Source organism: Corallococcus interemptor (genome assembly GCF_003668875.1).
GTDB lineage: Bacteria > Myxococcota > Myxococcia > Myxococcales > Myxococcaceae > Corallococcus > Corallococcus interemptor.
On the sequence record NZ_RAWM01000087.1, the window covers coordinates 1 to 22722 of the forward strand.

A 22722-nucleotide genomic window follows, 5' to 3' on the forward strand; every position below is an offset into this window, starting at 1 on the left:
CCCTCCCTCCAGGGCCCCTTGCCCATGAAGTACGAAAGGCTTCGTTGACACCTACGAAATCGTTCGTATAACTATCCGTAGGAAGTCGTGAGGAGAGAGGAAGCCATGAGCCGAGGAAAGCCGCCGCGACCCACGGATGCCGAGCTGGCCATCCTGCGGGTGCTGTGGGACGGGGGCCCGCGCACGGTGCGCGAGGTCCACGAGACGCTCCAGGATGGGAGCGGCTACACCACCGTCCTGAAGACGATGCAGATCATGACGGAGAAGGCGCTGGTGACACGCGATGAGTCCCAGCGCGCGCACGTCTACAGCGCCCGGCTCCCCCGGGAGAGCACCCAGCAGCAGCTGGTCACCGACCTGATGGACCGCGTGTTCGGCGGGTCCCCGGGGCGGCTCGCCCTGCAGGCCCTGTCCACGAAGAAGACGTCGCCCGAGGAGCTGGCGGAGCTGCGCCAGCTGCTGGATTCGCTCGAGAAGGAGTCGGAGTCATGAACGGTCTCGTCCTGGAAGCGGTGGGTTGGGCGCTCGTGCACCTGGTGTGGCAGGGCGCGCTCGTGGCGGTGGCCCTGGCGCTGGCGCTCCGGTGGGTGGGGCGGCGCTCGGCGAACCTGCGCTACGCGCTGGCGTGCGGCGCGCTGGGCATCATGCTGGCGCTGCCGGTGGCCACGGCGTGGCGGCATGCCTCGCGCGCGGTGGAGCCCCGTCCGGCGCGCACGGTGTCCGTCGCCCGGACCGCCGTGGCGCCCGTGACGGCTCCGGTGATGCCCCCTGCCTTGATGGACCTTCCGGCGCCCCGGCACCTGGCGAAGGCCGCGCCGCTGCCCCGGCTGGACGGTCTGCTCCAGCAGGTGGGCGAGCACCTGCCCTGGCTGGTGCTGGCGTGGGGCCTGGGCGTGGCGGCGTCGTCGCTGCGGCTGCTCAAGGGCTGGATGGGGCTGCGGCGCCAGGTGGACGAGGCGGTGCACGCGTCCTGGGAATGGCAGCAGCGGCTGGAGGTGCTGGCGCGGCGGCTGAACCTCACGCGTCCGGTGCGCCTGCTGGTGTCGTCGAAGCTGGACGTGCCGTCCACGCTGGGCTGGCTGAAGCCCGTGGTGCTGGTCCCCACCGCCACGCTCACCGGGCTGGCCGTGCGGGAGCTGGAGCTGGTGCTGGCCCATGAGCTGGCCCACATCCGCCGTCACGACTTCGCGGTGAACGTGGTGCAGACGCTGGTGGAGACGCTCCTCTTCTACCACCCGGCCGTGTGGTGGATGTCCCAGGTCATCCGCGTGGAGCGGGAGAACTGCTGTGACGACCTCGCCGTGCGGCAGGGCCCCGGCGCCCTGCCCTACGCCCGCGCGCTCACCGCCCTGGAGGCGCTGCGGCTGCAGGGCATGGAGGCCGGAGGTCCCGCGCTGTCCGCGCTGGGCGGTTCATTGAAGGACCGCGTGCGGCGGCTGGTGGTGGCGCCCGCGTCGCGGTGCTCGTCGCGCTGGGCGGCGGGGGTGTCCATCGTCACGCTGGCCAGCAGCCTGGCGCTGGCCGCGCCGCTGACCGCGCTCGCCGTGCAGCAGCCCGCGAAGGCGCCGGAGTCGAAGGCCCCGGCGGCACCTGCCGCGAGCGCCATGCCCAAGCCCCACGGCACCGCGTCCGCGGCGGTCCCGGCGCCCGCGCCGCTCGCGGTCCTCGCCGCGCCCCCGGCTCCGCCGCCCGCGCCGGCTCCGGTCGTCGCGCCGGCACCGAATCCCGCTCCGGCTCCGAACCCCGCGCCCTCCCCGAAGGAGAAGGCCCGCGCGGCGCGGAAGGACGCCGAGGATGCCGACGAGAAGACCCGCGTGGGCGTGGATCCGCTGAGCGTGGATCAGCTCGTCGCCCTGAAGATCGCGGGCGTCACGCCGGAGGTCGTCGAGCGCATCTCCGCCATGGGCTACGAGCCCACCGTGGAGACGCTGGTGGGCTTCCAGCACGCGGGCGTCACGCCGGACTACGCGAAGTCCATGACGGACCGCTTCGGCCGCTCCATCCCCGCCGGCCAGCTGGTGGCCATGAAGCACATGGGCGTCACGCCGGAGTGGCTGGGCCAGATGGCGGCCCTGGGCTACGGGAAGGAGGACTCCGACGACCTGCTGGCCGCGAAGGCGATGAACATCAACGCCGCGTGGCTCAACGAGCTGAAGGCCGCGGGCTTCGCGAACCTGACGCTGGATGAGGCCCTGCAGCTGCGCGCGATGTCCGTGGACGCGAAGTACCTGCGCGAGCTGGACGCCGCGGGCGTGAAGCCCGCTACCGTGGATGAGCTGGTGCGCCTGCGCGCCAGCGGCGTGGATGAAGACTTCATCCGCCGCATGCAGAAGCCCCGGAAGTAACCCCTCCCTTCCTCTCCCACGCGGTCCCCACCGCGCGCGCCTTCCCGGGCGCGCGGACGGGCCGCGCCTTGCCTGAAACCCGAAAAAGGAGTCGCCGTCATGACGTCGCGCCTGTCTCCGTGGCTCACCCTGGTCGTGATGCTCCTCGCCCTCCCCGTCCTCGCCGCCGATGCGCAGCGCACCGGCACCTGGGGCGCCCATGTGAGGGAGCAGCAGCTGCAGCTGTCGTTGCATCCGAAGGACAAGCCGGACTCGCACCACGGCTTCTCCGCGCCGCTCGCCGACTTCCAGGGGCTGTCCACGGCGGACGGCAGCAGCGCCCCGTTCAAGCTGGTGCGCGAGGCGGGCACGTTCGACTTCGAGGGCCGCTTCAAGGACGGCCAGGGCGTGGGCACCTGGCGCTTCAGCCCGGACGCCAGCTTCACGAAGAAGCTGGCGGAGCTGGGCATCCCCAAGCCGGACGCGGATGAGCACATGCTCCTGGCCAGCGTGAACGTCGGGCCCCAGCGCGTGCAGGCGCTCGCGGCCACGGGCCAGAAGGTGACCACCGTGGAGGAGCTGGTCCAGGTGGGCATCTTCCAGGTCACCCCGGACTACGTCCGGGCGATGGCCTCCGCGGGCTACCCGAAGCTGACCATCGAGCAGCTGGTGGCCTGCCGCATCCACCAGGTCACGCCGGAGCGCATCCAGGGCTATGCGGCGCTGGGGTTCAAGGGATTGCCCGTGGATTCGCTGCAGGCCATGAGCATCCACGGCGTGACGCCGGACTTCGTCCGCGAGATGCGCGGCCTGGGCTTCAAGGACCTGAGCGCGGACGACCTCGTGGCCATGCGCATCCACGGCGTCACGCCCGCGTTCGTGAAGGAGATGCGCGAAGCGGGCTATGAGAACGCCACCGCCCAGGACTTCATCTCCATGCGCATCCACGGCATCGACTCCATCTTCGTCCGCTCGATGTCGAAGAAGCGCAAGTAGTCAGCAGGCACGGCGTCGTGGGTTTCCCATACGTCATCCGGCGCCGCCGCTTGTCATGCGAACGCCACCGTGCCGCAATCCGCCGGTGCAAGGCATTGCCGCCTTGCACCGGCCGGAGCGTTGCGGATGCGAAGCATGATGAAGGCGTTGTTCGTGATGAGCCTCACCCTGGGCGTCCTCACCGCCTGTGGCCCCGCCACGGGGGCTGACGAAGCCAGACTCCCCAGCGGCGAGGCCCAGGTGGAGCAGGAGATCGGCACCGACCCCAACTGTCCCATCTCCCAGATGCAGTCGATGATCACCTGGCAGACCCAGTGCCGCACGTCCTGCTCGAACAGCGCCGGGTACGATGAGCCGAACACCACCTACGGCGGCTACGGATTGCCCGGCACCAAGTACAAGCGCTGCTGCTCGAACGGCACCTGTACGACCTGGAAGCTCATCGGGCCGGTCTGTCAGGTCTGCGAGCTGAACTGACCCACGGCCCACGCCCCGCCCGACGCCCGGTCGGGCGGGCGCTGTGAACGGGACCAAACAGACTAATTTTCTTTCCAAGAAATCAGCATTGAAAGCCTGAGCCCCAAGGACATCTCGTCGCCCCCCATCCTTGCTGGAGGCGGCAGCTGCTCTCATCCCCCCGTTCCCTTTCCCGCGCGCTCGTCCGGGCGTGCCTGGTGCTTCCCCTCTGCCCGCTCGCGGCCTGTGACGTCCGCGAGCCCCTGCCCGACGCGCGCGTCGCCGTCGCTCGCGGTGCCGTCACCGGTGAGCTGGCCGCGACGCTCATCGACGACAGCGGCTTCAACTACCCCTGGCAGCTGAACGACGGCGACGACAACTCGGGCGCGTGGGGCGCGGGCGAGCTCACCTATGCCGGCTATGACCTGGGGACGGTGAAGCAGGTGCGGGAGGTGTGGAGCCTGGGCGACCAGGCGTACCGCTTCCACGTCCAGCTCTTCGACGCCAACTGGTCCCAGACGGGCTGGTACGACTGCGACGTCGACGGCAGCGTCGTCCAGTGGCAGGGCTGCGACATCCCGGACACGAACGCGCGCTTCGTCTACGTGCGCTACCGCACGAACACGACCGGCTCCTGGGTGCAGGAGGTGAACCTCCTGGGGGACGCCGCGGGTACTGGCGAGCTGCCCATTCCCTCGGGCGCCTTCCGGGGCACCTACTTCAGCGACCGGAACCTGACGACCCGGGCCTTCCAGCGGCAGGACGCCGCCATCCAGTTCTCCTGGGGGACGGACAGCCCCGGCACGGGCGTGGGCGTGGATGACTTCAGCGTGCGCTGGGAGGGCGACTGGAGCTTCGCCAGCGCGGGCACGTACCGGTTCTCCACCACGTCCGACGACGGCAGCCGCATCTACGTCGACGGGGCGCTGGTGGTGGACCACTGGAGCGACCACGGCGCGACGACGCGGACCGGCGACGTCACGCTCACCGCCGGCACGCACCGCGTGAAGGTGGAGTACTACGAGGCCGCGGGCGACGCGTCCGCCCAGGTGGGCTGGACGCTGCAGAGCACGCCCGGCGTGGGCGGCGTCCCCAACCCGCCCACCGGCTGGGTGCTGGACCTCCAGGACGACTTCAACTCGCTGGACTGGAACAAGTGGAAGCAATGGCAGACGAACTTGCCGCTCAACCACACGGTCATGGTGATGAACACGCAGAGCCAGTGCGTGACGGTCAATGGCCAGCTGGAGATGCGCGCGCGCAAGCGCAATGACGGCTCGGGCATCTGGGATGGCTGCTACCTGGACCAGGGCACCTGGTGGGACGAGCAGAACTGGCGGCCCGCCCATCCCGGCTACGCGGACTACCAGGTGTCGTTCAAGGCGGACCTGCCGCCGGGCCTGGGCACGGGCATGTACTTCCTGATGTGGCCCATCGCGGAGAGCTGGGGCGGCACGCCGTGGCCGCCAGAGCTGGACATCGTGGAGCTGCCCTACAACGACGGCACCAACGTGATGACGACCTGGCACTGGGACCCGGACAACAAGCAGTCGGAGGTCCGCCCCGCCGTGGACCGCCGCAATGGCAAGCAGTGGGTCTACACCGCGCGCCGCGTGGGCAATGACCTCCGGATGTGGATTGGCGACCCGGCGACCAACGCCATCCGCGAGGTTCCGCTGCCGGCCGCGTTCTCCAACAACCCGGATTACAAGCGGATGCTGGTGGGCATGGCGAACTTCGTCGCCTCCACCTGGGCCCTCACCGGCAGCGGATCCGCGTTCTGGTACGGCGACGCGAACGCCACGGGCTCTGCGGCATGGACCGCGTCCATCGACTACGTGAAGGTGTGGAAGCCGGGTCCGGGCATGAGCGGGCAGTAGGGCTTCGCGCCCCCGCGCGGACGGATCAGGGAAGGTCGTCCGCGCGCGGTAGCGGACGTACTTCGACTCGGACTCGTTCATGCCGGGACCGTCTTGGACCTTGGACCTCCGGCGCTGGAGGTAGGCGCCAGGCCCCCACGCGTCAGGCCTTCCAGTGCCTTCCGGGGCAGGAAAGTCCGCTGCTGGATGCTCCAGCGGCGCGGAGTGGCGCACGCCACACATCCGCCTCCTCACTCGGCCATACCGTCCCCCCGCTTTTCGGTGTATCCCTGGCTCCCCCCACGGGCTCCCCCCTGCCCGGCCCATCAGGAGCGAAGCCATGCACCACAGCCGTCTCAGCACGTTCGTCCTCGACTGCAAGGTCGACGACATCGACGCCGCCGCGCGGTTCTGGAGCGCGGCGCTGGGGCGGAAGGTGAAGCCGGCGGACCCGGACTCGCCCTCGTACCGGGAGCTGGAGGCGGCGGACGCGGAGCCCTCGCTGCTCCTCCAGCAGGTGAGCCACGAGAGCCGCATCCACCTGGACATCGAGTCGGACGACCTGGACGCGGAGCTGGAGCGCCTGGAGGCCCTGGGAGCGAAGCGCATCGCCTACGTGAAGCGCTGGTGGGTGATGGAGGCCCCCACCGGTCAGCGCTTCTGCATCGTCCGCCCGCAGCGAGGCCCCCTGGAGGGCCGCGCCAACGTGTGGGACGGCGAGGGCCGCTGACCGCCTACGCTGGCCCCAGCGCGGCCTGGAGCAGGTCCAGCAGCCCCGGCCACTCCTCCGCGGACAGCCACAGCCCCTCCGGGGCGTGCTCCGCGGTCATCCGCAGGGAGGAGGACTCGAAGAGGCGGGCCGCCAGCGCGCCCTCCCTGGGAAGCGCCCCCTCCACCCGCAGCAGCTGTCCATCCCAGGCGAGCCCCGGCGGCAGCAGCTTGCGCGCCAGGGCCTGGAGCGCGGCCCTCCCCGCCCCCGTGCGCAGCGCGCCCATCAGCAGCGAGGACGCACCGGGGGACTCCTCCAGCTCCACCCGGCCCGGCGTGGCCAGCCACAGCGTGTAGCGCCCCCCGGCCAGCTCCACGCGCTGGGGGGTCGTCTCCACCCGCAGCTTCCAGCCGCGCACGTCCAGCCGCAGGTCGTACACGGCCGGGGTGGTGTCCCAGCCGCGCAGGGTGAGCCCCTTCACGCGGCCCAGCACACCTCGCGACAGGGCCTCCACCCGCGCGTGCGACAGGCGCACCCGCCGGCCGGCCACGTCCACCGCCACCTGGTTGGACAGCCCCGCGGGCAAGGCCTTGGCCCACGCGAGCACCCCGTCCAGCATTCCCGTCCACGGCTGCCCCGCCATCGCGCGTCACTCCCTCCAGGGGCCTGAGCGAAGGGCCCCTTGCGTCGGATGCACAATGGGGGACGCGGGCCCCCGGTGCAAAGCGTACGCGCGGTGCTACGGTGCGCCCCGTGCCCCAGAGCGAGTCCCTGTCAGAGCGGGTGGAGCGGTTGGAGCTGCCCTTCAACGAATACGGTGTCGACCCCTACGGCATCTCCAAGAAGCACCTGAAGCTGGCGCTGGAGTTCTTCGCCTTCCTCTACCGGAACTACTTCCGGGTGCGGTGCACCGGCGTGCAGCACATCCCCCAGAAGGGCCGGGGCATGCTGGTGGGCAACCACTCCGGCGGCGTCGCGGTGGACGGGATGATGGTGCTGACCTCCACCATGCTGGAGATGGATCCGCCCCGGCTCGCGCAGGGCATGGTGGAGCGCTTCATCCACAAGTTCCCCGTGGCCTCGCTGTGGGCCAGCCGCACCGGCCAGTTCACCGGCCTGCCCGAGCACGCCGTGCGCCTTTTGGAGGACGACCGGCTGCTGATGATCTTCCCGGAGGGCGCGCGAGGCACCGCGAAGCTCTACCCGGACCGCTACTCGCTGGTGGACTTCGGCACGGGGTTCATCCGGCTGGCGCTCCAGACGCGCTCGCCCATCATCCCGTTCGCCTTTTTGGGCGGCGGCGCGGCCATCCCCACGGTCACCAACGCGTACGCGCTGGGCAAGCTCTTGGGCGTGCCGTACATCCCGCTGACGCCGTACCTGTTGCCGCTGCCCCTGCCGGTGGGGCTGGAAATCCATTACGGCGAACCGCTCGTCTTCGAGGGCACGGGGGACGAAGAGGACCACGTCATCCAGGGCTACGTGGACCAGGTGAAGGCGAGCATCCAGCGGCTCATCGAAGACAACCGCGCCGAGCGCAACCTGCGCCGGGCCCGGAGGCTGTTGCCATGAGGGTGTTGATTGCGGGCATCTCCGGCGGCATCGCGCGCAGGCTGGCGCTGAAGCTGAAGGACAGCGGCCACGAGGTCGCGGGCATCGACGTGCGCCCGTGGCGGGACGCGCCCAAGGGCGTGGAGGTCCACCGGGTGGACATCCGCAAGCGCGCCGCCGAGGACCTCTTCCGCCGCTGGAAGCCGGAGGCGGTGATTCACATGGCCACGGTGACGGCGTTCACCGTGCAGGGCCAGGAGCGCGGCCGCATCAACCTGGACGGCACCAAGGCGCTGTTCGACCACTGCGCGGCGCACGGCGTGAAGCAGGTGCTCTTCGTGGGCCGGCACACGTTCTATGGCGCGGCGCCGGACTCGCCGCTGTACCACTCCGAGGACGAGCCCCCGCGCGCGCTGGAGGCCATCCCGGAGCTGGCGGACCTGGTGGCCGCGGACCTGTACGCGGCCACGGCGCTGTGGCGCCTGCCGGAGGTCACCACGGCCGTGCTGCGCCTGGTCTACACGCTGGGCACGCCGGGCACGGGCACGCTCGCGAACCTGATTCGCGGCAAGCGCGTGCCCATGGTGCTGGGCTACGACCCGCTCTTCCATGTCCTCCAGGAGGAGGACGTGGTGACGGCGCTGCAGCTGGCGCTGGAGAAGAAGGTGCGCGGCATCTTCAACGTCGCGGGCCCCGCGCCCATCCCGCTGTCGGTCATCATCAAGGGCACGGGCCGCACGCCGGTGCCGCTGCCGTCGCCGGTGCTGTCGCTGCTCCTGGGCCGGGCGGGCTTCCCCCGGCTGTCCGTGGGGGCCACGGACCACCTGCGCTACCCCATCGTGGTGGACAACAAGCGCTTCCTGGAGGCCACGGGCTTCCAGTACGCCTACGACGAGGGCCGCATCCTGCGCGCCTACGCGGACGCGCTGCCGGTGGACCGGACGGGACATGGTGGCTGACAGCGTGGGCGCGTCCGCCGCCGCCACGCCCGGCCTCTTGCGCCGGGTGGAGGCGGTGGTGTTCCTCACCGTGTTCCTGGACCTGGTGGGCTTCGGCATCGTCATCCCGATGCTGCCCTTCTACGTGCAGTCCATGGGCGGCTCGGCGCGCACGGTGGGCATCCTCCTGGGGTGCTTCAGCTTCACGCAGCTGCTCGCCACGCCGCTGCTCGGGCGCTACTCGGACCGGCACGGGCGGCGGGCGGTCATCCTCCTGAGCCTCCTGGCGAACGCGGCGGCCATGGCGCTGTTCGCGCTGGCCAGCTACCAGCAATTGCTGCCGCTGCTGTTCGCCTCCCGCATCCTGGCGGGGGCCACGTCCGGGAACATCGCCGCGTGTCAGGCGGCGCTCGCGGACGTGACGACGAAGGAGACGCGCGCCCGGGCCATGGGGCGCATTGGCGCGGGCATTGGCCTGGGCATGGTGCTGGGACCCACGCTGGGCGGCCTGTTCTCCGGGCTGGGCCCGTGGGTGCCGCCGCTGCTCGCCGGAGGCCTGGCGCTGGTGGGCTTCGTGGGCGCGCTGTTCGCGATGCCGGAGACGCACCCGGTGGAGAAGCGCGTGACGGCGCAATCCCAGACGCGCTGGTCCGCGTTGCAGGACTCGCCCCGGCGCAAGGCGTTGGGGATGGTGCTGGGGTTGTTCTTCGCTGTCTTCCTGTCCATGACCACGCTCCAGGTGGCGTTCGCGCTGCTGGTGCAGGCGCGGCTGGGCTGGGGTTCCAAGGAAGTCGGCTACACCTTCGCGGTGGTGGGCGGCCTGGGCATGGTCATCCAGGGCGGGCTGATTGGTCCGCTGTCGCGCGCGGCGGGTGAGTTCAAGCTGCTCATCTGCGGGGCGCTGCTCCTGGCGTGCGGCATGGCGGGGCTCGCCGTCTCGTGGCAGGCGATTCCGATGATGGTCTCCGTGGTGCTGGTGGGCGTGGGCACGGGCTTCCTGCAGCCGTTGATTTCAAGCCAGGCCTCCCAGGTCGCCCCGCCGTCGCAGCAGGGCGCCGTGCTGGGTCTGGCGCAGTCCTGCGGCGGACTGGCCCGCACGGTGGGGCCGGTGGCGAGCGGCTGGATGTATGCGTCGTGGAGCACCCAGGCCCCCTTCCTGACGGGCATGGTTTCAGCGCTCGCGGCGGCGGGGTTGGGCCTGCTTCTCCGTCGGGAAACCCGCGACGACGCGGGGGGCTAAAGCCTTTCAGACCCACCCGGGTCCCTTCCTTCCCGGAACGCCATACCTCCTTTGGGGGGCTTGTCTTCACCCGACCCGTGGGAGCAGGCTTTTGCTCACAAGGGGGCGGTGAAGCCATCACTCCCGGGGGGTAGTGCTTGCCATTGGCGGGTGACGTCGCGCTGCTGGATGCGTTGGACCGCCAGGCCCGGCGCCGGGCGGAGGGCATCGCGACGCTGAGCGTGCTGGAGGGACCGGAGGCCCTGGGGGCGCCCCTCTGGGACCGGTGGGCGGCGCGGCACGGGCTGACGGTGGTGGAGGTGTCCGGAGAGGACGCGCGGGAGGCGGCGCTGACGTGGGCCCGGGCGCTGGCGGCGACACGGGATTTAAGGGAGGACGCGGAGGCGCTGGCGACGTTCAGCCTGACGGCGGCCAATCCCAGACACGCGCCGGTGTTCCGGGGGAAGACAGCGCACGAGCGCAAGGTGCTGCTGGAGGCGCTGCCGCCGCCCGCGAGCCTTCCGGAAGCCACGTGGGCGCTGTGCCGGGAGCTGGTGTTGGGACGGGAGGCGGTGGGGCCAGGAGCGCTCCCGGAGGCCGTACGCACGGCGTTCGCGAAGAACCTGGGCGCGGGGCTGCGTGCGTTGCACGCGCTGGTGCCGCCCGGGAAGGCGCCGGTGGTGCGAGTGGCGGTGGGGGAGGCGCCATCGTACCGGGGGCTGCGGGTGGCGGAGGCGCTGAGCAGCGCGGTGCCGGCGCTCGCGGTGGCGTGCGTGGTGTCCAGCGAGGCACTGGGAGCGTTCCTGGCGGGCGGGGAGACGCGGCTGAAGGCGCTGGTGCGCGAGGGCGTGCTGGAGGTGCCGGAAGCCGCATCGAGCGCGGAGAGGGCCGTGGCAGCGCTCGAGGCGATGGAGCGGGCAGGAGCCTCTGATGCGCGACGCGCCCAGGCCGCCGAGGTGGCGCTGGCGGCACATACCAGCGCGAGGCTCCTGACCGAGGACAGGGTCCGGAGCACCTATGAGGCCTATCTCCGCGACCGGCTCGCGGAGCACCCCACCACGGCGGGCGTGTTCAAGCTCAATGCCTCTGTCGACACAGGCGGCTCGCGGCCCTGGGAGGTGGACTTCCTCAGCCGGGAGCTGCGGCTCGCGGTGGAGATCGACGGCTATTACCACTTCAGCGACCGGGACCGGTTCAGGCGCGACCGGCGCAAGGACCTGGACCTGCAACGCGCTGGCTACTGGGTCTACCGCATCCACGCGGAGGACCTGGTCCCCCGCCTCGAAGAAATCCTCCAGACGCTCAACACCCTGATTGATGCCCGCAGGCGCGAGCTTGCCGGGCGGGAGTCCTGACATGGATACCGATACCCCCGACACACGGCTCCAGGGCCTGGCCCTCGCATGGCTGGCGACGCGCACGGACAAGAAGCCGGGAACCCGCAACGAGCTGGCGAAGACGCTGCATGCCTTCGTGGAGCACCGCTGGAGCCGGGGCGAGTGGACCGAAAGGTTCGATGCGCTGGTGGAGCGGCTCCTGGACGCGGGGCTCGTGCAGAAGCGCTCCCGCGCCGCGCTGGCGCTGACGACGGGTGGGCGCCAGCAGGCATTGAAGTTCCTGCGGGTGGACTCGCCCAAGGGGCTCACCTGGAAGCGGGTACGGCAGCAGTACCTGCTCGCGAAGGACCTGGGCCTGCCGACGTCCAAGGCGGCATTGGGGCGGTTATCGAACGCGGACGGCATGCGGGCCCTGATTCTCAAGCGTGCGCATCAGCTCGATGGGCCTGAGTTCCCTACGCTGGCCCAGGTCCGGGACCAGCTCATGTGGCGGAAGCTGGGAGTGGAGACGAACGAGAAGTTCACCCTGCGCGCCATCCAGGCCCACGTGATTGGCAAGCTGCTGGAGCAGGAGGTCAGCGACCCGAAGCGCGGCGTGGAGCAACTGACGGCACGTGCGGTCGGCGCGTCCCGAGCGGATGCGGAGGCCCTGCGGCTGGCGACGCTGCGAAAGTGGGTGCTGCCGGAGCCCGCGCGGACGGCGCCCGTTGATGCCCCGGCAGAGATCGCGCCACCGGATCCGGCGTCCTTCGCGAAGAACGTGCTGCGCGTGGCGAAGACCCTCCCCACCGGGCGATTCGGGGACGACAAGGTCTTCATCTCGCACGTCTGGAAGGCCATGCAGCCCGGTTGGAGCAGCCGGGAAGCCTTCGACTCCGCGCTGCTTGAAGCCAACCGCAAGCGCCACCTGACGCTGACTCGCGCGGATCTCGTGTCGATGATGAACCCGGCTGACGTGGCGGAGTCCGAGATCCGCTTCTACGGCGCCACCTTCCATTTCGTCGTCGTCTAGCCCGCCTCCGAGAGAGCCTCCATGCCCACCGACGCCCGTCTTGAAGCATTCCTGGCTGATGGCCCAGAGGTCTTCGCCAGCGTCCAGCAGGCCCAGTCGTTCTGGAAGCCGGATCCCTTCGACGTCGCGACCATCAACGTCCCCGCCCGCCGGACCTTCGAGCGGCTGGTGAAGCGCGCCACTCGGAACCCCGACTCCGGCAAGCTGTTCCTCCTCCGAGGCGAATCCGGCAGCGGCAAGACCCACCTGGTCCGGGCCTTCCGCCACAGCGTGCACTCCCGGGGACTGGGCTACGTCGGCTACCTCCCCATGACCGTGGATGCCGCGAGCTACGACCGCTACATCCTGTCGAACCTCCTCGACACGCTGGACCGCACCTACGACGTGACCTCGAATGAGGACGACACGGGGCTGACCCGCCTGTCCAACGCGCTCATGAAGTATTGCAAGAGCGCGTTCGAGCCGCTCATCCACGACGAAGGCATCCTGGAGGAGCACGAGCTTCACGACATGATCCGCTCACTGGCGGACGAGCTTCACGAAAACCCGCTCTTCCGCCACGTCGACGTCCAGCTCCTGCGCGCCCTCATCTACCTGCAGCGCCGGGAAGCCAGGTACCACCACCGCGTCCTGCAGTGGCTTCGTTGCGAAGACATGGTCCCCGCCGACCGGCAGGTCCTCGGCGACATCGTTCCCCGGACCGCGGACAACGATCCCATGCGCATGCTCACCCATCTGGGGAGGCTCATGGGCGCGATGGAGCAGGCGCTGGTCCTCTGCGTGGACCAGGTCGAGGACATCAGCGACTTCGAGAAGAACCCCGGCATGGAGCCGTCATTCCGGCGTGCGATCAACAGCCTGGCGTCGTTCGCGGGAAACGTGCCCACGGCGGTGGTCGTTGTCTGCTGCCTGTCCGACTTCTGGGCGGCGATGCGCAAGCAACTCACGCAGTCCATGATCGACCGCATCGAGAACGACCCCGCGCCTGTCACCCTGGACCATCTGCTCACGGAGCAGACCGCACAGGACATGGTCGCCCAGCGGATGCGCGTGCTCCTCAGCCATCACGGCCTCGAAGTGGACCCCGCGGATCCGACGTACCCGATTCCCCGCTCCGAGCTCGAGCGGTTCAGCGGCTTGCGTGTCCGGGATGCACTCAATGCCTGCCGTCGCTTCCAGGAGCAGGCCTGCCAGGATGGCCAACTGCCCAGGTGCCTCCCCCTCCCCGGAGAGGAGAAGAAGCAGGGCGACGAGGAGCGCAAGCAGGTCCAGCAGGCCACCATGGACCAGAAGTGGACCGACTTCCGGGCGAAGTTCAACGGCACCGTCCCGGAGGAAGATGCGGAGATCGTCTCCCTGCTGGCCTGGGCCATTGAAGCGGGTGGCGACGAACTGGGGGCCACGGATCAATTCAAGGTCAAGTCACGAACGGAGGCGTCCATCGACATCGCGCTTCCTGCCAGCCCCCAGGGCTTGTTCGTGGCCCTCTGCAATCGTTCGCCTCGGGGTGGCGGACTCGGCCGGCAGATGGCCGAAGCCCTCAGGTCCGCCGCTCGCAAGCTGCCGGTCATCCTCCGCACCGCGGAGTTCCCGAGCAATCCGAACGGGCTCGTCGCGGAGCAGGTGGGCGCGCTCCTGCGCAGGGGTGGCAGACGCGCGGTGGTGAGCAACAGCGACCTGCGCGAAGTGGTGGCCCTGCAGTCCTTCCGGAAGGAACACCCGGAGACCGCTTTCCGCGAATGGAGCCGGTCGGCCCGCCCCCTCACCCGGTTGAAGTTGGTTTCGGATGTGCTCGCGCTCGAGAAGCTCCCGCCTCCGCCCCCTGACGCCCCCAAGAAGGCGTCCGCGCCGGCCCTCCAGAAGCACACCCAGGGCGAGCGCCGCACCGCGCAGCTTGAGAGTGCGCGACGCTCGGACACGCCCACCGAGAAACCCTCGTCCGGCGTACGAGAACCCCAGGAAGAAATCGAGCTGGAGGGACGGCGCATCCAGTCCATCAGCGAACCGCTGGTGAGCAAGACCGCGGGCAGAAGCCTGACGCCCAAGGAAGTGCCGCAGCAGAAGCTCGTGAGTGACCCGAAACCAGCTGCGCTGCGGGTTGGCGACTCCGAAGGCATCTTCACCCATCCGGTCTTCGTGCAGGCGGAGGAGCTGACGAAGCACAGCGCGTTTCTCGGCGGCTCCGGCAGTGGCAAGACGACGCTCGCGTTGAACCTCATCGAGCAGTTGCTCCTGCAGGGCATTCCCGCGCTGCTGGTGGACCGAAAGGGCGACCTTGCCGCGTATGCGCGCGACGAGGCCTGGCAGGAGGAGCTGAAGGACCCCGTGATGGAGGAACGTCGTCGCCTCCTACGAGAACGTGTGGACGTAGCCCTCTACACACCGGGCCGCACCGATGGACGCGCGCTCGCGATCCCGGTGGTTCCCCGGGGGCTGGAGTCACTGCCTCCAGAGGAGCGTGAGCAGAGCGTACAACAGGCCGCGGACGCCATCTCGACCATGCTGGAGTATCGCAACAGCGCCAGGGACAGGGCCGCGAAGGCGCTGCTCGCCCAGGCCTTGCGGCTGCTGGTGGAGCGGCCCATCGGGCAGGAGCTGACCCTGGACCTGGTCCAGAAGTTCATCGCCTCCGAGGACGTCACCCTGGTCCAGGAGACGAACGGCATCGACCTCCGGGTCTTCCCGAAGCTTGCCCAGGATCTGGCGACGCTCCGGCTCAATGCGCGAAGCCTCCTGGCATCCCAGGGCGAGAAGTTGAACATGGAGGAACTGCTCGGGCTGGGGAGCGCGAAGGTGCCGGGCAAGACGCGGCTGAGCGTCATCAGCACCAAGTTCCTCGGTGGCACGCAGGGCTCGCTCTTCTGGGTATCGCAGCTGCTCGTGGAGGCCAATCGCTGGGCCAGTCAGCACCCCTCCTCCAAGCTCCAGGCGGTCCTGATGTTCGACGAGGCCGACATGTACCTGCCGGCCGTGGGCATCCCCGCGACGAAGCAGCCCATGGAGAACCTGCTCAAGCGCGCGCGCTCGGCGGGCATCGGCGTGATGCTCGCGACCCAGAGCCCGGGCGACTTCGACTACAAGTGCAGGGAGAACGTGCGCAGCTGGTTCATTGGCCGCGTGAGGGAAGACCGGGCGCTCGGCAAGCTTCGGCCCATGTTCTCGGATGCGCGCGTCGATCCCGCCACGCGTCTCCCCGCGCAGAAGATGGGCCAGTTCCACCTCCTGAGAGACGGCCAGGTGGAACAGCTCAAGGCGGACCGGAACATCATCAAGACCGAGCAACTGTCCGAGGAGGAGATCCTCCAGCTGGCCCACCGCTCCGGTGAGCACGGCATCCGCAATGCGAGCTGAGTCCACCGTGACCTCGGATCGGTGCTTCTGCGGCAGCACGCCCTTGCGAACGGGCCGGATGACCCCGTACGCGCAGACGGGATTCAGTGAGGAATGCCCCGGGCAGCTCGCGCCCGCGGCCCGGTAACCCTCCGGCAACGAAGCCCGCGGGCAGGGGGGCGCTCCTCTCCCGCGGGTGGAACCGGCCCACGAGCAGAGAGCCGGGCTCGTGCGGCTTCGCGCGGCCACGGCTCCCATACTTCCTTCGGGTCTCTCTCATGAGGAGCAAGAAGGAATGGCCGTGCGACAGGGCCAGGAACGGACCGCGCCCGACGGTGGCTCGACCATCCGGGCCCTCGACGCCCTGGAGCGCATCTCGGATGCCGTCTTCGCGCTCGACCGCTCCTGGCGCTTCACCTACCTCAACACGCGCTGCGAGTGGCTGCTGCGACGCCCGCGCGAGGAGTTGCTCGGGCGCCTTGTCTGGGACGAGTTCCCAGACGCGCGCGGCTCCCTGTTCGAGCAGGAGTACCAGCGGGCGCTCAAGGACCAGGTCAACGTCAACTTCGAGTCCTACTACGTACCCCTCGACGCCTGGCTCGACGTGCAGGCGTACCCCTCCTCGGAAGGCCTCACTGTCAGCTTCCGGGACGTCAGCCCCCGCAAGCGCGCGGAGCAGGCGCTGCATGAGTCGGAGCAGTTCCTTCGCTCCACCCTCGACTCGCTGTCCACGCACATCGCCATCCTGGATGGCCGGGGCACCATCCTCGCCGTCAACGCCGCCTGGAAGCGCTTCGCGCGCGACAACGGCTGCTCGGACACGGACCTCCGCTGCGGCGTGGGCGCGAACTACCTGGAGGTGGCGGAGGACGCCCAGGGCGATAACGCGGAGGAGGCGCCCGCGGTGGCGCAGGGCATCCGCGCCATCCTCGCCGGCCGCAGCGAGTCCTTCGTCGTGGACTACCCGTGCCACGAGCCCGGCAACGGCAGGCGGCGCTGGTTCCTCCTGCGCGCCACGCGCTTCATCGGCGCCGGCCCGCTGCGCATCGTGATGGCCCACGAGGACATCACCGGCCGCCACGAAGCCGACGAGACCCGTCAGCGGCTGGTGCGGGAGGAGGTCGCCCGGGAGGAGGCGGAGGCCTCGCGCGAGCGGATGAACGCGGTGCTCGAGCGCATCACCGACGGCTTCGCCGCGTTCGACAGGTACGAGCGCTTCACCTACGTGAACCGGCCCGCGGAGACCCAGTTCGGCCTCAAGCGCGAGGCGCTGCTGGGCCGGCGGCTGGGAGAGGTCTTCTCCGGCCCGCCAGCCGCGGCCATGACGTCCCTGCTGCGCCGGGCGACGGCGGCGCAGGTCCCCGTGGAGGAGGAACAACCCTCGGTCGTGGACCACCGCTGGTTGCGAGTGGTGGCCTACCCGTCCCCGGAAGGACTCTCCGTCTACTTCCGGGACATCACCGAAAAGCGGCGCGTCGAGCTGTGGAGCCGCTTCCTCTCCGACATGGGCACCGCCAGCACGCGCTCGCTGGACTGCGGCAACGTCGTCCGCACCGTGGTGACGCTCGCGGTGCCCACGCTCGCGGATGGCTGCGCCATCGCCACGCGGGGAGGCTGCCTGGAGGAGGGGCCCGCCACCGAGGTCGCCGCCGTGACGCCCGCCCTGGGGGACACGCTGCGCAGGGCGTGCGTCCCCGGAGCGGAGGGCGAGCTGGGAGAAATCGTGGAGCAGGCGCGGCACAGCGGATCCGGCTTCCTCCTGAAGGAGGCCGGCCCGGACAACCCCGGCGTCAAGTCCGCCGTGGCCGTGCCGCTGGCCCTCCAGGACCGCTCCCTGGGCGTGCTCCTGCTGGTGTCCACGCGCGCGGGCCTGCTCTACGGCGCGGAGAGCCTGCCGCTGGTGGCGGAGCTGGCGCGGCGGACCGCGCTGGCGCTGGAGAACGCGCGGCTGTACCGCACGGAGAAGCAGGCCGTCGCCGCGCGCGACGAGACGCTGGGCATCGTCTCGCATGACCTGCGCGCGCCGCTGAACACCATCACCCTCCTGGCCCGCTCCGCGGAGCGGCGCTTGCTGCGCACGCACGAAGGGGCGGAAGCCGCGGAGGCGCTGCGCAAGGTGCGCCTGGTGGTGGGCAGCATGGAGCGGCTCATCGACGACCTGCTGGAGGTGGCGCGGGTGGAGTCCGGGCGCGCGCAGCTGGACATGGAGCCGGTGGACGTGCCGCGGCTGCTCTCCCAGGTGCAGGCCCTGAACGAGCTCCTGGCCGCGGACAAGGCGCTGCGGCTGGAGGTGACGTGCGAGCCAGACCTGCCCCGCGTGCGCGCGGACCGGGCGCGGCTGGTGCGCATCTTCCAGAACCTGGTGGGCAACGCCATCCACTTCACCCCACCCGGGGGCTGCATCCGGCTGAAGGCGGAGCGGCAGGGGGACCAGGTGTGCTTCCGCGTGGAGGACACGGGGCCGGGCATCGACGCGAGGGCGCTGCCCCACGTGTTCGACCGCTTCTGGCAGGCCATCCACGCGCGCAAGGCCGGCGCGGGCCTGGGGCTCGCCATCGTCAAGGGGCTGGTGGAGGCGCACGGGGGCCGCGTCTGGGTGGAGAGCCCGCCGGGCCACGGCGCCACGTTCTCCTTCACGCTGCCCGCCCTCCCGGAGGCCTCCGCGAGCCTGTCACAGGGCGGCGGCGCGTCCGCGAGTCTAGAATGAGGCGAGAAGGCTCCCTTCCCGCCGCGCTCCAGGGCTGATCATGTTCCCCACCGTCTCCGTCGATGGCGTCGTCCAGCGCTGGGAAGAGCTGCGCCTGCACGACTTCGCGCAGGGCTTCTTCTTCGGCGCGGGCTTCTTCACCACGTTGCGCATCGACGCCGGGCAGCCCCGCTTCCTCGCGAGGCACCTGTCGCGCCTGCGCGGAAGCCTCGAAGCGTTCCCCGTCGCCGTGCGCGCCCCACCGCCCGCGCTCCTCCACGAGGACGCCGTGCGGGAAGCCCTGCGGCGCTGTCTGGCGGCGGACGCGGAGATGGGCCCGCGCTTCACCGGCGTGGGCAAGCTCGCGGTCAGCGACGGCCACGTGCTGTGCACCTTCCGGCCGTTTCCCCCGGAGCTGGAAGCCCTGCACCCGCAGGGGCGCGAGCTGGACGGCGTGGAGCCCGGGGCGTACCGGCGCGCGGAGCGCACGGTGAACCACAAGGGCCTGGCGTACTTCCGGCAGCACGCGCTGATTCCACGGCTGCCCGTGCTCACCAACGAAGCGTCGGAGGTCTGCGAGCTGCCCACCGCCAACCTCTTCGTGCAAATCGACGGCGCGCTCGTCACCCCGCCCCTGTCCGCGCCGTGCCTGCCGGGCATCGCGCGCGCGGTGCTGCTGGCCATGGCCTCCGTGGACGGGCTCCCGGTGGTGGAGCGTGTGCTGCCGCTCCAGGACCTGTCGCGCGCGCAGGCGTGCTTCTACAGCAACGCGGTGGCGCTGGCGGTGGGCGTCCCGAAGCTCCTGGGCCGCGAGCTCCCGGACAGCCTGAAGCTCGCGGAGCGGGCCCGCGCGGCGCTGGAGGCCCGGGCCGTTCGCGAGGGCTGAGGCCGTGGCACACTTCCGCGCCATGACCCGCTCCCTCGTCATGGTCCCCCGCTGGGCCGGAAGCCCCGACACGGACTTCTATCCGTGGCTGACGGAAAAGCTGCGCACGCCGCCGCCCCTCTTCGACTCCGTCCGCACGCTGGCCATGCCCACGCCGGGCGCGCCCACCATTGACGGCTGGGTGTCCACGCTCGCCGCGGAGGTGGGCCCGGTGCCGCCTCCCTCCACCGTGCTGCTGGGCCACAGCGTCGGCTGTCAGGCCGTGATGCGCTACCTGTCCGCGCTGCCGCCGGGCCACACCGTGGAGGGCGCCGTGTTCGTCGCGGGCTGGTTCGAGGTCGACCAGCCCTGGGACACGCTGCGGCCCTGGCTGGACACGCCCATGGACTTCGAGCGGATCCGCGCCGCGCTCCGCCGCTGCGTGGTGGTGCTGTCGGACTCGGATCCGTTCACGTCCGACCACCGCCGCAACACGCGCCTCTTCGAGGAGCGCCTGGGCGCGGAGGTGCGCCTCGTCCCCGGCGGGCGCCACTTCAACAACCCTCAGGAGCCCGCCGTGCTGGCCGCGCTCCAGGAGGGCTTCGGCGCGTCACGCTGAGCAGCCGGGCGGGCAGGCAAAGCGCGTGGCAATTTTCGCGGGCGCCCCCATCTTTGGACGACTTCCTTCAACCAACGACCGGAGGCTCGAGATGGAGACCAAGAAGCCAGACGAGAAGCAGGTCCAGCGCCAGGGCCAGAGCCAGGACGAGAACCTGCGCCACAAGGGCCCGGACCGTGAGTCAGAGGCGGACCGGCACGCCGGCCCGAAGCCCGAGGGCAACGGCGGCACGGGGCAGCCCGCCGCGTTCCCGGAACACAACTGACACGGGGCGCATCACCGGTTCCCACGGAACGCGCTTTCGTGGGGACCGGAAGCCATTAACCTGGGGCGCATGAGCGCACCCTACGTCTCCCGCGTCGCCTTCGAGCCGGTCCACCCGAAGACCCTGGCCGTGTACTGCTCGGACGGGCGCTTCACCGAGGCCGTGGAGGACCTGGCCCGCCACCTGGGCCACTCACGCATCGACACGCTCACCCTCCCTGGAGGCCCCGCGCTGCTCAACCGCTGGGCGTCGGACTACCTGGAGAGCGCTGGCTTCACGAAGGCCGCGAGCTTCCTCATCGAAGGCCATCACATCGAGGACGTGCTGCTGCTGGCGCACGCGGGGTGCGGCTACTACCACGCGAAGCACGGCGCGCTGGGCCCGGACATCGCCGTGGAGCAGCAGCTGAAGGACCTGCACTTCGGCGCGAAGGAGCTGCAGACGGCGTACCCGCACCTGCGCATCCACCTCTATTACGTGCGCCCCCACGGCAAGACGATCGAGTTCGAGCCCATCCCCCGCGAGGGCTGAGGCGGGAAGCGACAGGTGTCCGCCGACCTGATACGGGGACACCGTGAAGACGCAACACGTAGGGCGTGCGCTCCTGGCGCTGTCGCTGGGTGGCTTCGGTATCGGAACGACCGAGTTCGCCACCATGGGCATCCTTCCTCAAATCGCGAGCGGGCTCGGGACGACGATTCCGCTGAGTGGCCACGTCATCGCCGCGTATGCGCTGGGCGTGGTGGTGGGCGCGCCGCTGGTCGCCATCGTGACCGCGCGGATGTCGCGGCGGGCGCTGCTGCTGCTCTTGATGGTGGCCTTCACGCTGGGCAACACGGCCTCGGCGCTGGCGCCCACGCTCGACACGCTCATCGTGGCGCGGTTCATGGCGGGCCTGCCGCACGGCGCCTACTTCGGGGTGGCCTCCGTCGTGGGTGCGGAGCTGTTGGGGGCCGGGCGCAAGGGACGCGCGGTGGCGCTGATCATGGCCGGGCTCACGGTGGCCAACATCATCGGCGTCCCGCTGGCGACGTTCCTGGGGCAGCAGCTGGGTTGGCGGAGCACGTTCCTGCTGGTGGGAGTCATTGGACTGGTGACGCTGCTGGCCCTCTGGCTGTGGGTGCCGCACGTGGCGTCGCTGGGTGGCAGCAGCATCCGTCAGGAGCTGTCCGCGCTGAAGCAGCCGCAGGTGTGGTGGACGTCGCTGGTGGGCGCGGTGGGCTTCGGAGGGCTGTTCGCGGTCTACAGCTACATCGCGCCGACGCTGACGTTCGCGTCGGGCATGTCCGAGTCCGCGCTGCCGTGGGTGCTCGCCCTGTTCGGCGTGGGCATGACAGTGGGGGCGTTCCTGGGAGGACGACTCACGGACCACTCGGTGACGGTCGCGATGTGGGTGGGGTTCGCGGCGACGACGGTGGTGATGACCCTGTTCGCGCTCACGGCGCAATCCCCCTGGGCGGCGGTGCCGCTGGTGTTCCTCATTGGCGTCGCGGCGCAGTTCCTCGCGCCCGCGGTGCAGGTGCGGCTGATGGAGGCCTCGCCCGGCGCGCCGTCCCTGGCCGCGTCCATGTCGCACTCCGCCCTGAACATCGCCAACGCCGCGGGAGCCTGGGTGGGCGGCGTGGTCATCGCCGCCGGGTATGGCTACCTCGCGCCGGCCTGGGCCGCCGTGGCGATGACGCTCGTCGGAGCCGCCCTCTTCGCCGTCGCGAACCGTGGCGCGCCCCGCCCCGCCCCGGTGCGAGCCGGGCACGCGTAGTCAACCGGCGTCCTGGAGCCCTCGCCGGAGGGCGTCCAGCAACGACGGAGGGTCACCCACGCGGAAGGCCTGGAGCCCCGCGTCGAAGTCCGCGCGTGCGCCCGCGACGTCACCGCGCTGGAGCCGGAGCACGCCGCGTTCGTGAAGCAGCTCGGGGTCCACGGCTTCGCCCTGCTGGGACGCGAGCGCTTCGGTGAGGTCCGCCTCCGCGGCGTCCTTCCGCCCCGCGCGGGCCCTGCACCGGGCCCGCTGCTGGAGCAGCCACGGGTTGCCCCGGTCCTCCGCCAGGGCCGCCGTCCAGTCGGCCTCCGCCTCCGTCAGCCGGCCCAGCACCTCCAGCGACTCCGCGCGCTTCATGTGCAGCACCAGCGCCTTGCGGAACCCCGCCGCCTCCACCCGCGCGAACTCCTCCACCGCCTCCGCGTGCCGCCCCAGCCGGGCGAGCGTGAGGGCCCGGTGGTAGCGCGTGGCCACGTGGCCCGGCGCCAGCTCCAGCACGCGGTCGTACCAGGACAGCGCCTCCGCCGGCTGGCCTCCCCACACGCCCAGCGTCAGCCCCACCTCCACCAGCACCCGCACCTGCGCCGGATGCGCCTCCGCCAGCGAGCGGGCCAGCGCGAGCGCCGACGTGTAGCGGCCTCCCCGGCGCAGGCGGTCCACCTCGCGCAAGGGTTCGGACAGCTCCGGGGGCCAGGCCTGTCGTCCGTTGCGTTCCATGGGGAGGGGGCGGTCGCCCGGGATTTCGCAGGCACGTCCCGGGGTGTCAAGGCGACGACTTGACCCGGGAGCCCGGTCGC

20 protein-coding genes are annotated in these 22722 nt (G+C 70.7%); 18 read left to right on the forward strand and 2 right to left on the reverse strand.

Features of this window, described 5'->3' with window-relative positions:
- Positions 1-105: 105 nt before the first annotated feature.
- The 6 genes from D7X96_RS26190 to D7X96_RS26215 all read left to right on the forward strand — a co-directional run bounded on the left by D7X96_RS26190 (position 106) and on the right by D7X96_RS26215 (position 6365).
- The gene (locus tag D7X96_RS26190; RefSeq protein WP_120549815.1) at positions 106-492 is read left to right on the forward strand and encodes a BlaI/MecI/CopY family transcriptional regulator; all 387 of its coding nucleotides are present in this window, start codon (positions 106-108) and stop codon (positions 490-492) included.
- On the forward strand, positions 489-2345 hold the full coding sequence (locus D7X96_RS26195) for a M56 family metallopeptidase (RefSeq protein ID WP_121770998.1): 1857 nt from the start codon (positions 489-491) through the stop codon (positions 2343-2345). The genes D7X96_RS26190 and D7X96_RS26195 overlap by 4 nt, the downstream gene beginning before the upstream one ends.
- Positions 2346-2444: 99 nt before the next feature.
- Positions 2445-3320, forward strand: coding sequence for a 4-hydroxy-3-methylbut-2-enyl diphosphate reductase (locus D7X96_RS26200; protein ID WP_121770999.1), 876 nt, complete (start codon positions 2445-2447; stop codon positions 3318-3320).
- A gap of 135 nt (positions 3321-3455) precedes the next feature.
- Positions 3456-3797, forward strand: a complete 342-nt coding sequence (locus D7X96_RS26205; RefSeq protein ID WP_147442812.1) for a hypothetical protein — start codon at positions 3456-3458, stop codon at positions 3795-3797.
- Between the two features lie 197 nt (positions 3798-3994).
- Positions 3995-5656, forward strand: coding sequence for a PA14 domain-containing protein (locus tag D7X96_RS26210; RefSeq protein ID WP_121771000.1), 1662 nt, complete (start codon positions 3995-3997; stop codon positions 5654-5656).
- Positions 5657-5975: 319 nt separating this feature from the next.
- Positions 5976-6365 carry a VOC family protein gene (locus D7X96_RS26215; RefSeq protein ID WP_120549820.1) on the forward strand — a complete coding sequence of 130 codons (390 nt, stop codon included), beginning with the start codon at positions 5976-5978 and terminating at the stop codon, positions 6363-6365.
- A 4-nt stretch (positions 6366-6369) separates the two neighbouring features.
- Here the strand turns inward: D7X96_RS26215 and D7X96_RS41560 are convergent, their stop codons facing one another.
- On the reverse strand, positions 6370-6987 hold the full coding sequence (locus D7X96_RS41560) for a hypothetical protein (protein WP_120549821.1): 618 nt from the start codon (positions 6985-6987) through the stop codon (positions 6370-6372).
- A 101-nt stretch (positions 6988-7088) separates the two neighbouring features.
- On the opposite strand from D7X96_RS41560, the gene D7X96_RS26225 reads away from it, so the two are divergent.
- The 12 genes from D7X96_RS26225 to D7X96_RS26275 all read left to right on the forward strand — a co-directional run bounded on the left by D7X96_RS26225 (position 7089) and on the right by D7X96_RS26275 (position 21925).
- Positions 7089-7916 carry a lysophospholipid acyltransferase family protein gene (locus D7X96_RS26225; RefSeq protein WP_121725500.1) on the forward strand — a complete coding sequence of 276 codons (828 nt, stop codon included), beginning with the start codon at positions 7089-7091 and terminating at the stop codon, positions 7914-7916.
- Positions 7913-8854, forward strand: coding sequence for an SDR family oxidoreductase (locus D7X96_RS26230; RefSeq protein WP_121725499.1), 942 nt, complete (start codon positions 7913-7915; stop codon positions 8852-8854). Before D7X96_RS26225 ends, D7X96_RS26230 begins: the two co-directional genes overlap by 4 nt.
- A complete protein-coding gene (locus D7X96_RS26235) occupies positions 8844-10073 on the forward strand; it encodes an MFS transporter (RefSeq protein WP_120549824.1) in 1230 nt (409 codons plus the stop codon). The genes D7X96_RS26230 and D7X96_RS26235 overlap by 11 nt, the downstream gene beginning before the upstream one ends.
- Positions 10074-10210: 137 nt before the next feature.
- Positions 10211-11407, forward strand: a complete 1197-nt coding sequence (locus D7X96_RS41565) for a DUF559 domain-containing protein (protein ID WP_147442813.1) — start codon at positions 10211-10213, stop codon at positions 11405-11407.
- Position 11408: 1 nt separating this feature from the next.
- Complete coding sequence (locus D7X96_RS26245; protein WP_120549826.1) at positions 11409-12401, forward strand: hypothetical protein; 993 nt, start codon at positions 11409-11411, stop codon at positions 12399-12401.
- A gap of 21 nt (positions 12402-12422) precedes the next feature.
- The gene (locus D7X96_RS26250; protein WP_120549827.1) at positions 12423-15752 is read left to right on the forward strand and encodes a helicase HerA domain-containing protein; all 3330 of its coding nucleotides are present in this window, start codon (positions 12423-12425) and stop codon (positions 15750-15752) included.
- A gap of 274 nt (positions 15753-16026) precedes the next feature.
- On the forward strand, positions 16027-18438 hold the full coding sequence (locus D7X96_RS26255; RefSeq protein WP_121771001.1) for a PAS domain-containing sensor histidine kinase: 2412 nt from the start codon (positions 16027-16029) through the stop codon (positions 18436-18438).
- A gap of 40 nt (positions 18439-18478) precedes the next feature.
- Complete coding sequence (locus D7X96_RS26260) at positions 18479-19303, forward strand: aminotransferase class IV (RefSeq protein ID WP_120549829.1); 825 nt, start codon at positions 18479-18481, stop codon at positions 19301-19303.
- Positions 19304-19325: 22 nt separating this feature from the next.
- Positions 19326-19901 (forward strand): RBBP9/YdeN family alpha/beta hydrolase, encoded by a 576-nt coding sequence (locus tag D7X96_RS26265; RefSeq protein ID WP_121771011.1) that lies wholly within the window; start codon positions 19326-19328, stop codon positions 19899-19901.
- Between the two features lie 91 nt (positions 19902-19992).
- The gene (locus D7X96_RS40330; protein WP_167510883.1) at positions 19993-20166 is read left to right on the forward strand and encodes a hypothetical protein; all 174 of its coding nucleotides are present in this window, start codon (positions 19993-19995) and stop codon (positions 20164-20166) included.
- A 69-nt stretch (positions 20167-20235) separates the two neighbouring features.
- Entirely contained in the window at positions 20236-20697 is a 462-nt protein-coding gene (locus D7X96_RS26270; RefSeq protein ID WP_120549830.1) for a carbonic anhydrase, read from the forward strand.
- A 43-nt stretch (positions 20698-20740) separates the two neighbouring features.
- Positions 20741-21925 carry an MFS transporter gene (locus D7X96_RS26275; RefSeq protein ID WP_120549831.1) on the forward strand — a complete coding sequence of 395 codons (1185 nt, stop codon included), beginning with the start codon at positions 20741-20743 and terminating at the stop codon, positions 21923-21925.
- Here the strand turns inward: D7X96_RS26275 and D7X96_RS26280 are convergent, their stop codons facing one another.
- Entirely contained in the window at positions 21926-22642 is a 717-nt protein-coding gene (locus D7X96_RS26280) for a tetratricopeptide repeat protein (protein ID WP_121771002.1), read from the reverse strand.
- Between the last annotated feature and the right edge of the window lie 80 nt (positions 22643-22722).

Coding starts and splice junctions, on each gene's coding strand:
- D7X96_RS26190 (WP_120549815.1), top strand. CDS start 106: ATGAGCCGAGGAAAGCCGCCGCGACCCACGGATGCCGAGCTGGCCATC.
- D7X96_RS26195 (WP_121770998.1), top strand. CDS start 489: ATGAACGGTCTCGTCCTGGAAGCGGTGGGTTGGGCGCTCGTGCACCTG.
- D7X96_RS26200 (WP_121770999.1), top strand. CDS start 2,445: ATGACGTCGCGCCTGTCTCCGTGGCTCACCCTGGTCGTGATGCTCCTC.
- D7X96_RS26205 (WP_147442812.1), top strand. CDS start 3,456: ATGATGAAGGCGTTGTTCGTGATGAGCCTCACCCTGGGCGTCCTCACC.
- D7X96_RS26215 (WP_120549820.1), top strand. CDS start 5,976: ATGCACCACAGCCGTCTCAGCACGTTCGTCCTCGACTGCAAGGTCGAC.
- D7X96_RS41560 (WP_120549821.1), bottom strand. CDS start 6,987: ATGGCGGGGCAGCCGTGGACGGGAATGCTGGACGGGGTGCTCGCGTGG.
- D7X96_RS26230 (WP_121725499.1), top strand. CDS start 7,913: ATGAGGGTGTTGATTGCGGGCATCTCCGGCGGCATCGCGCGCAGGCTG.
- D7X96_RS26235 (WP_120549824.1), top strand. CDS start 8,844: ATGGTGGCTGACAGCGTGGGCGCGTCCGCCGCCGCCACGCCCGGCCTC.
- D7X96_RS26245 (WP_120549826.1), top strand. CDS start 11,409: ATGGATACCGATACCCCCGACACACGGCTCCAGGGCCTGGCCCTCGCA.
- D7X96_RS26250 (WP_120549827.1), top strand. CDS start 12,423: ATGCCCACCGACGCCCGTCTTGAAGCATTCCTGGCTGATGGCCCAGAG.
- D7X96_RS26255 (WP_121771001.1), top strand. CDS start 16,027: ATGGCCGTGCGACAGGGCCAGGAACGGACCGCGCCCGACGGTGGCTCG.
- D7X96_RS26260 (WP_120549829.1), top strand. CDS start 18,479: ATGTTCCCCACCGTCTCCGTCGATGGCGTCGTCCAGCGCTGGGAAGAG.
- D7X96_RS26265 (WP_121771011.1), top strand. CDS start 19,326: ATGACCCGCTCCCTCGTCATGGTCCCCCGCTGGGCCGGAAGCCCCGAC.
- D7X96_RS40330 (WP_167510883.1), top strand. CDS start 19,993: ATGGAGACCAAGAAGCCAGACGAGAAGCAGGTCCAGCGCCAGGGCCAG.
- D7X96_RS26270 (WP_120549830.1), top strand. CDS start 20,236: ATGAGCGCACCCTACGTCTCCCGCGTCGCCTTCGAGCCGGTCCACCCG.
- D7X96_RS26280 (WP_121771002.1), bottom strand. CDS start 22,642: ATGGAACGCAACGGACGACAGGCCTGGCCCCCGGAGCTGTCCGAACCC.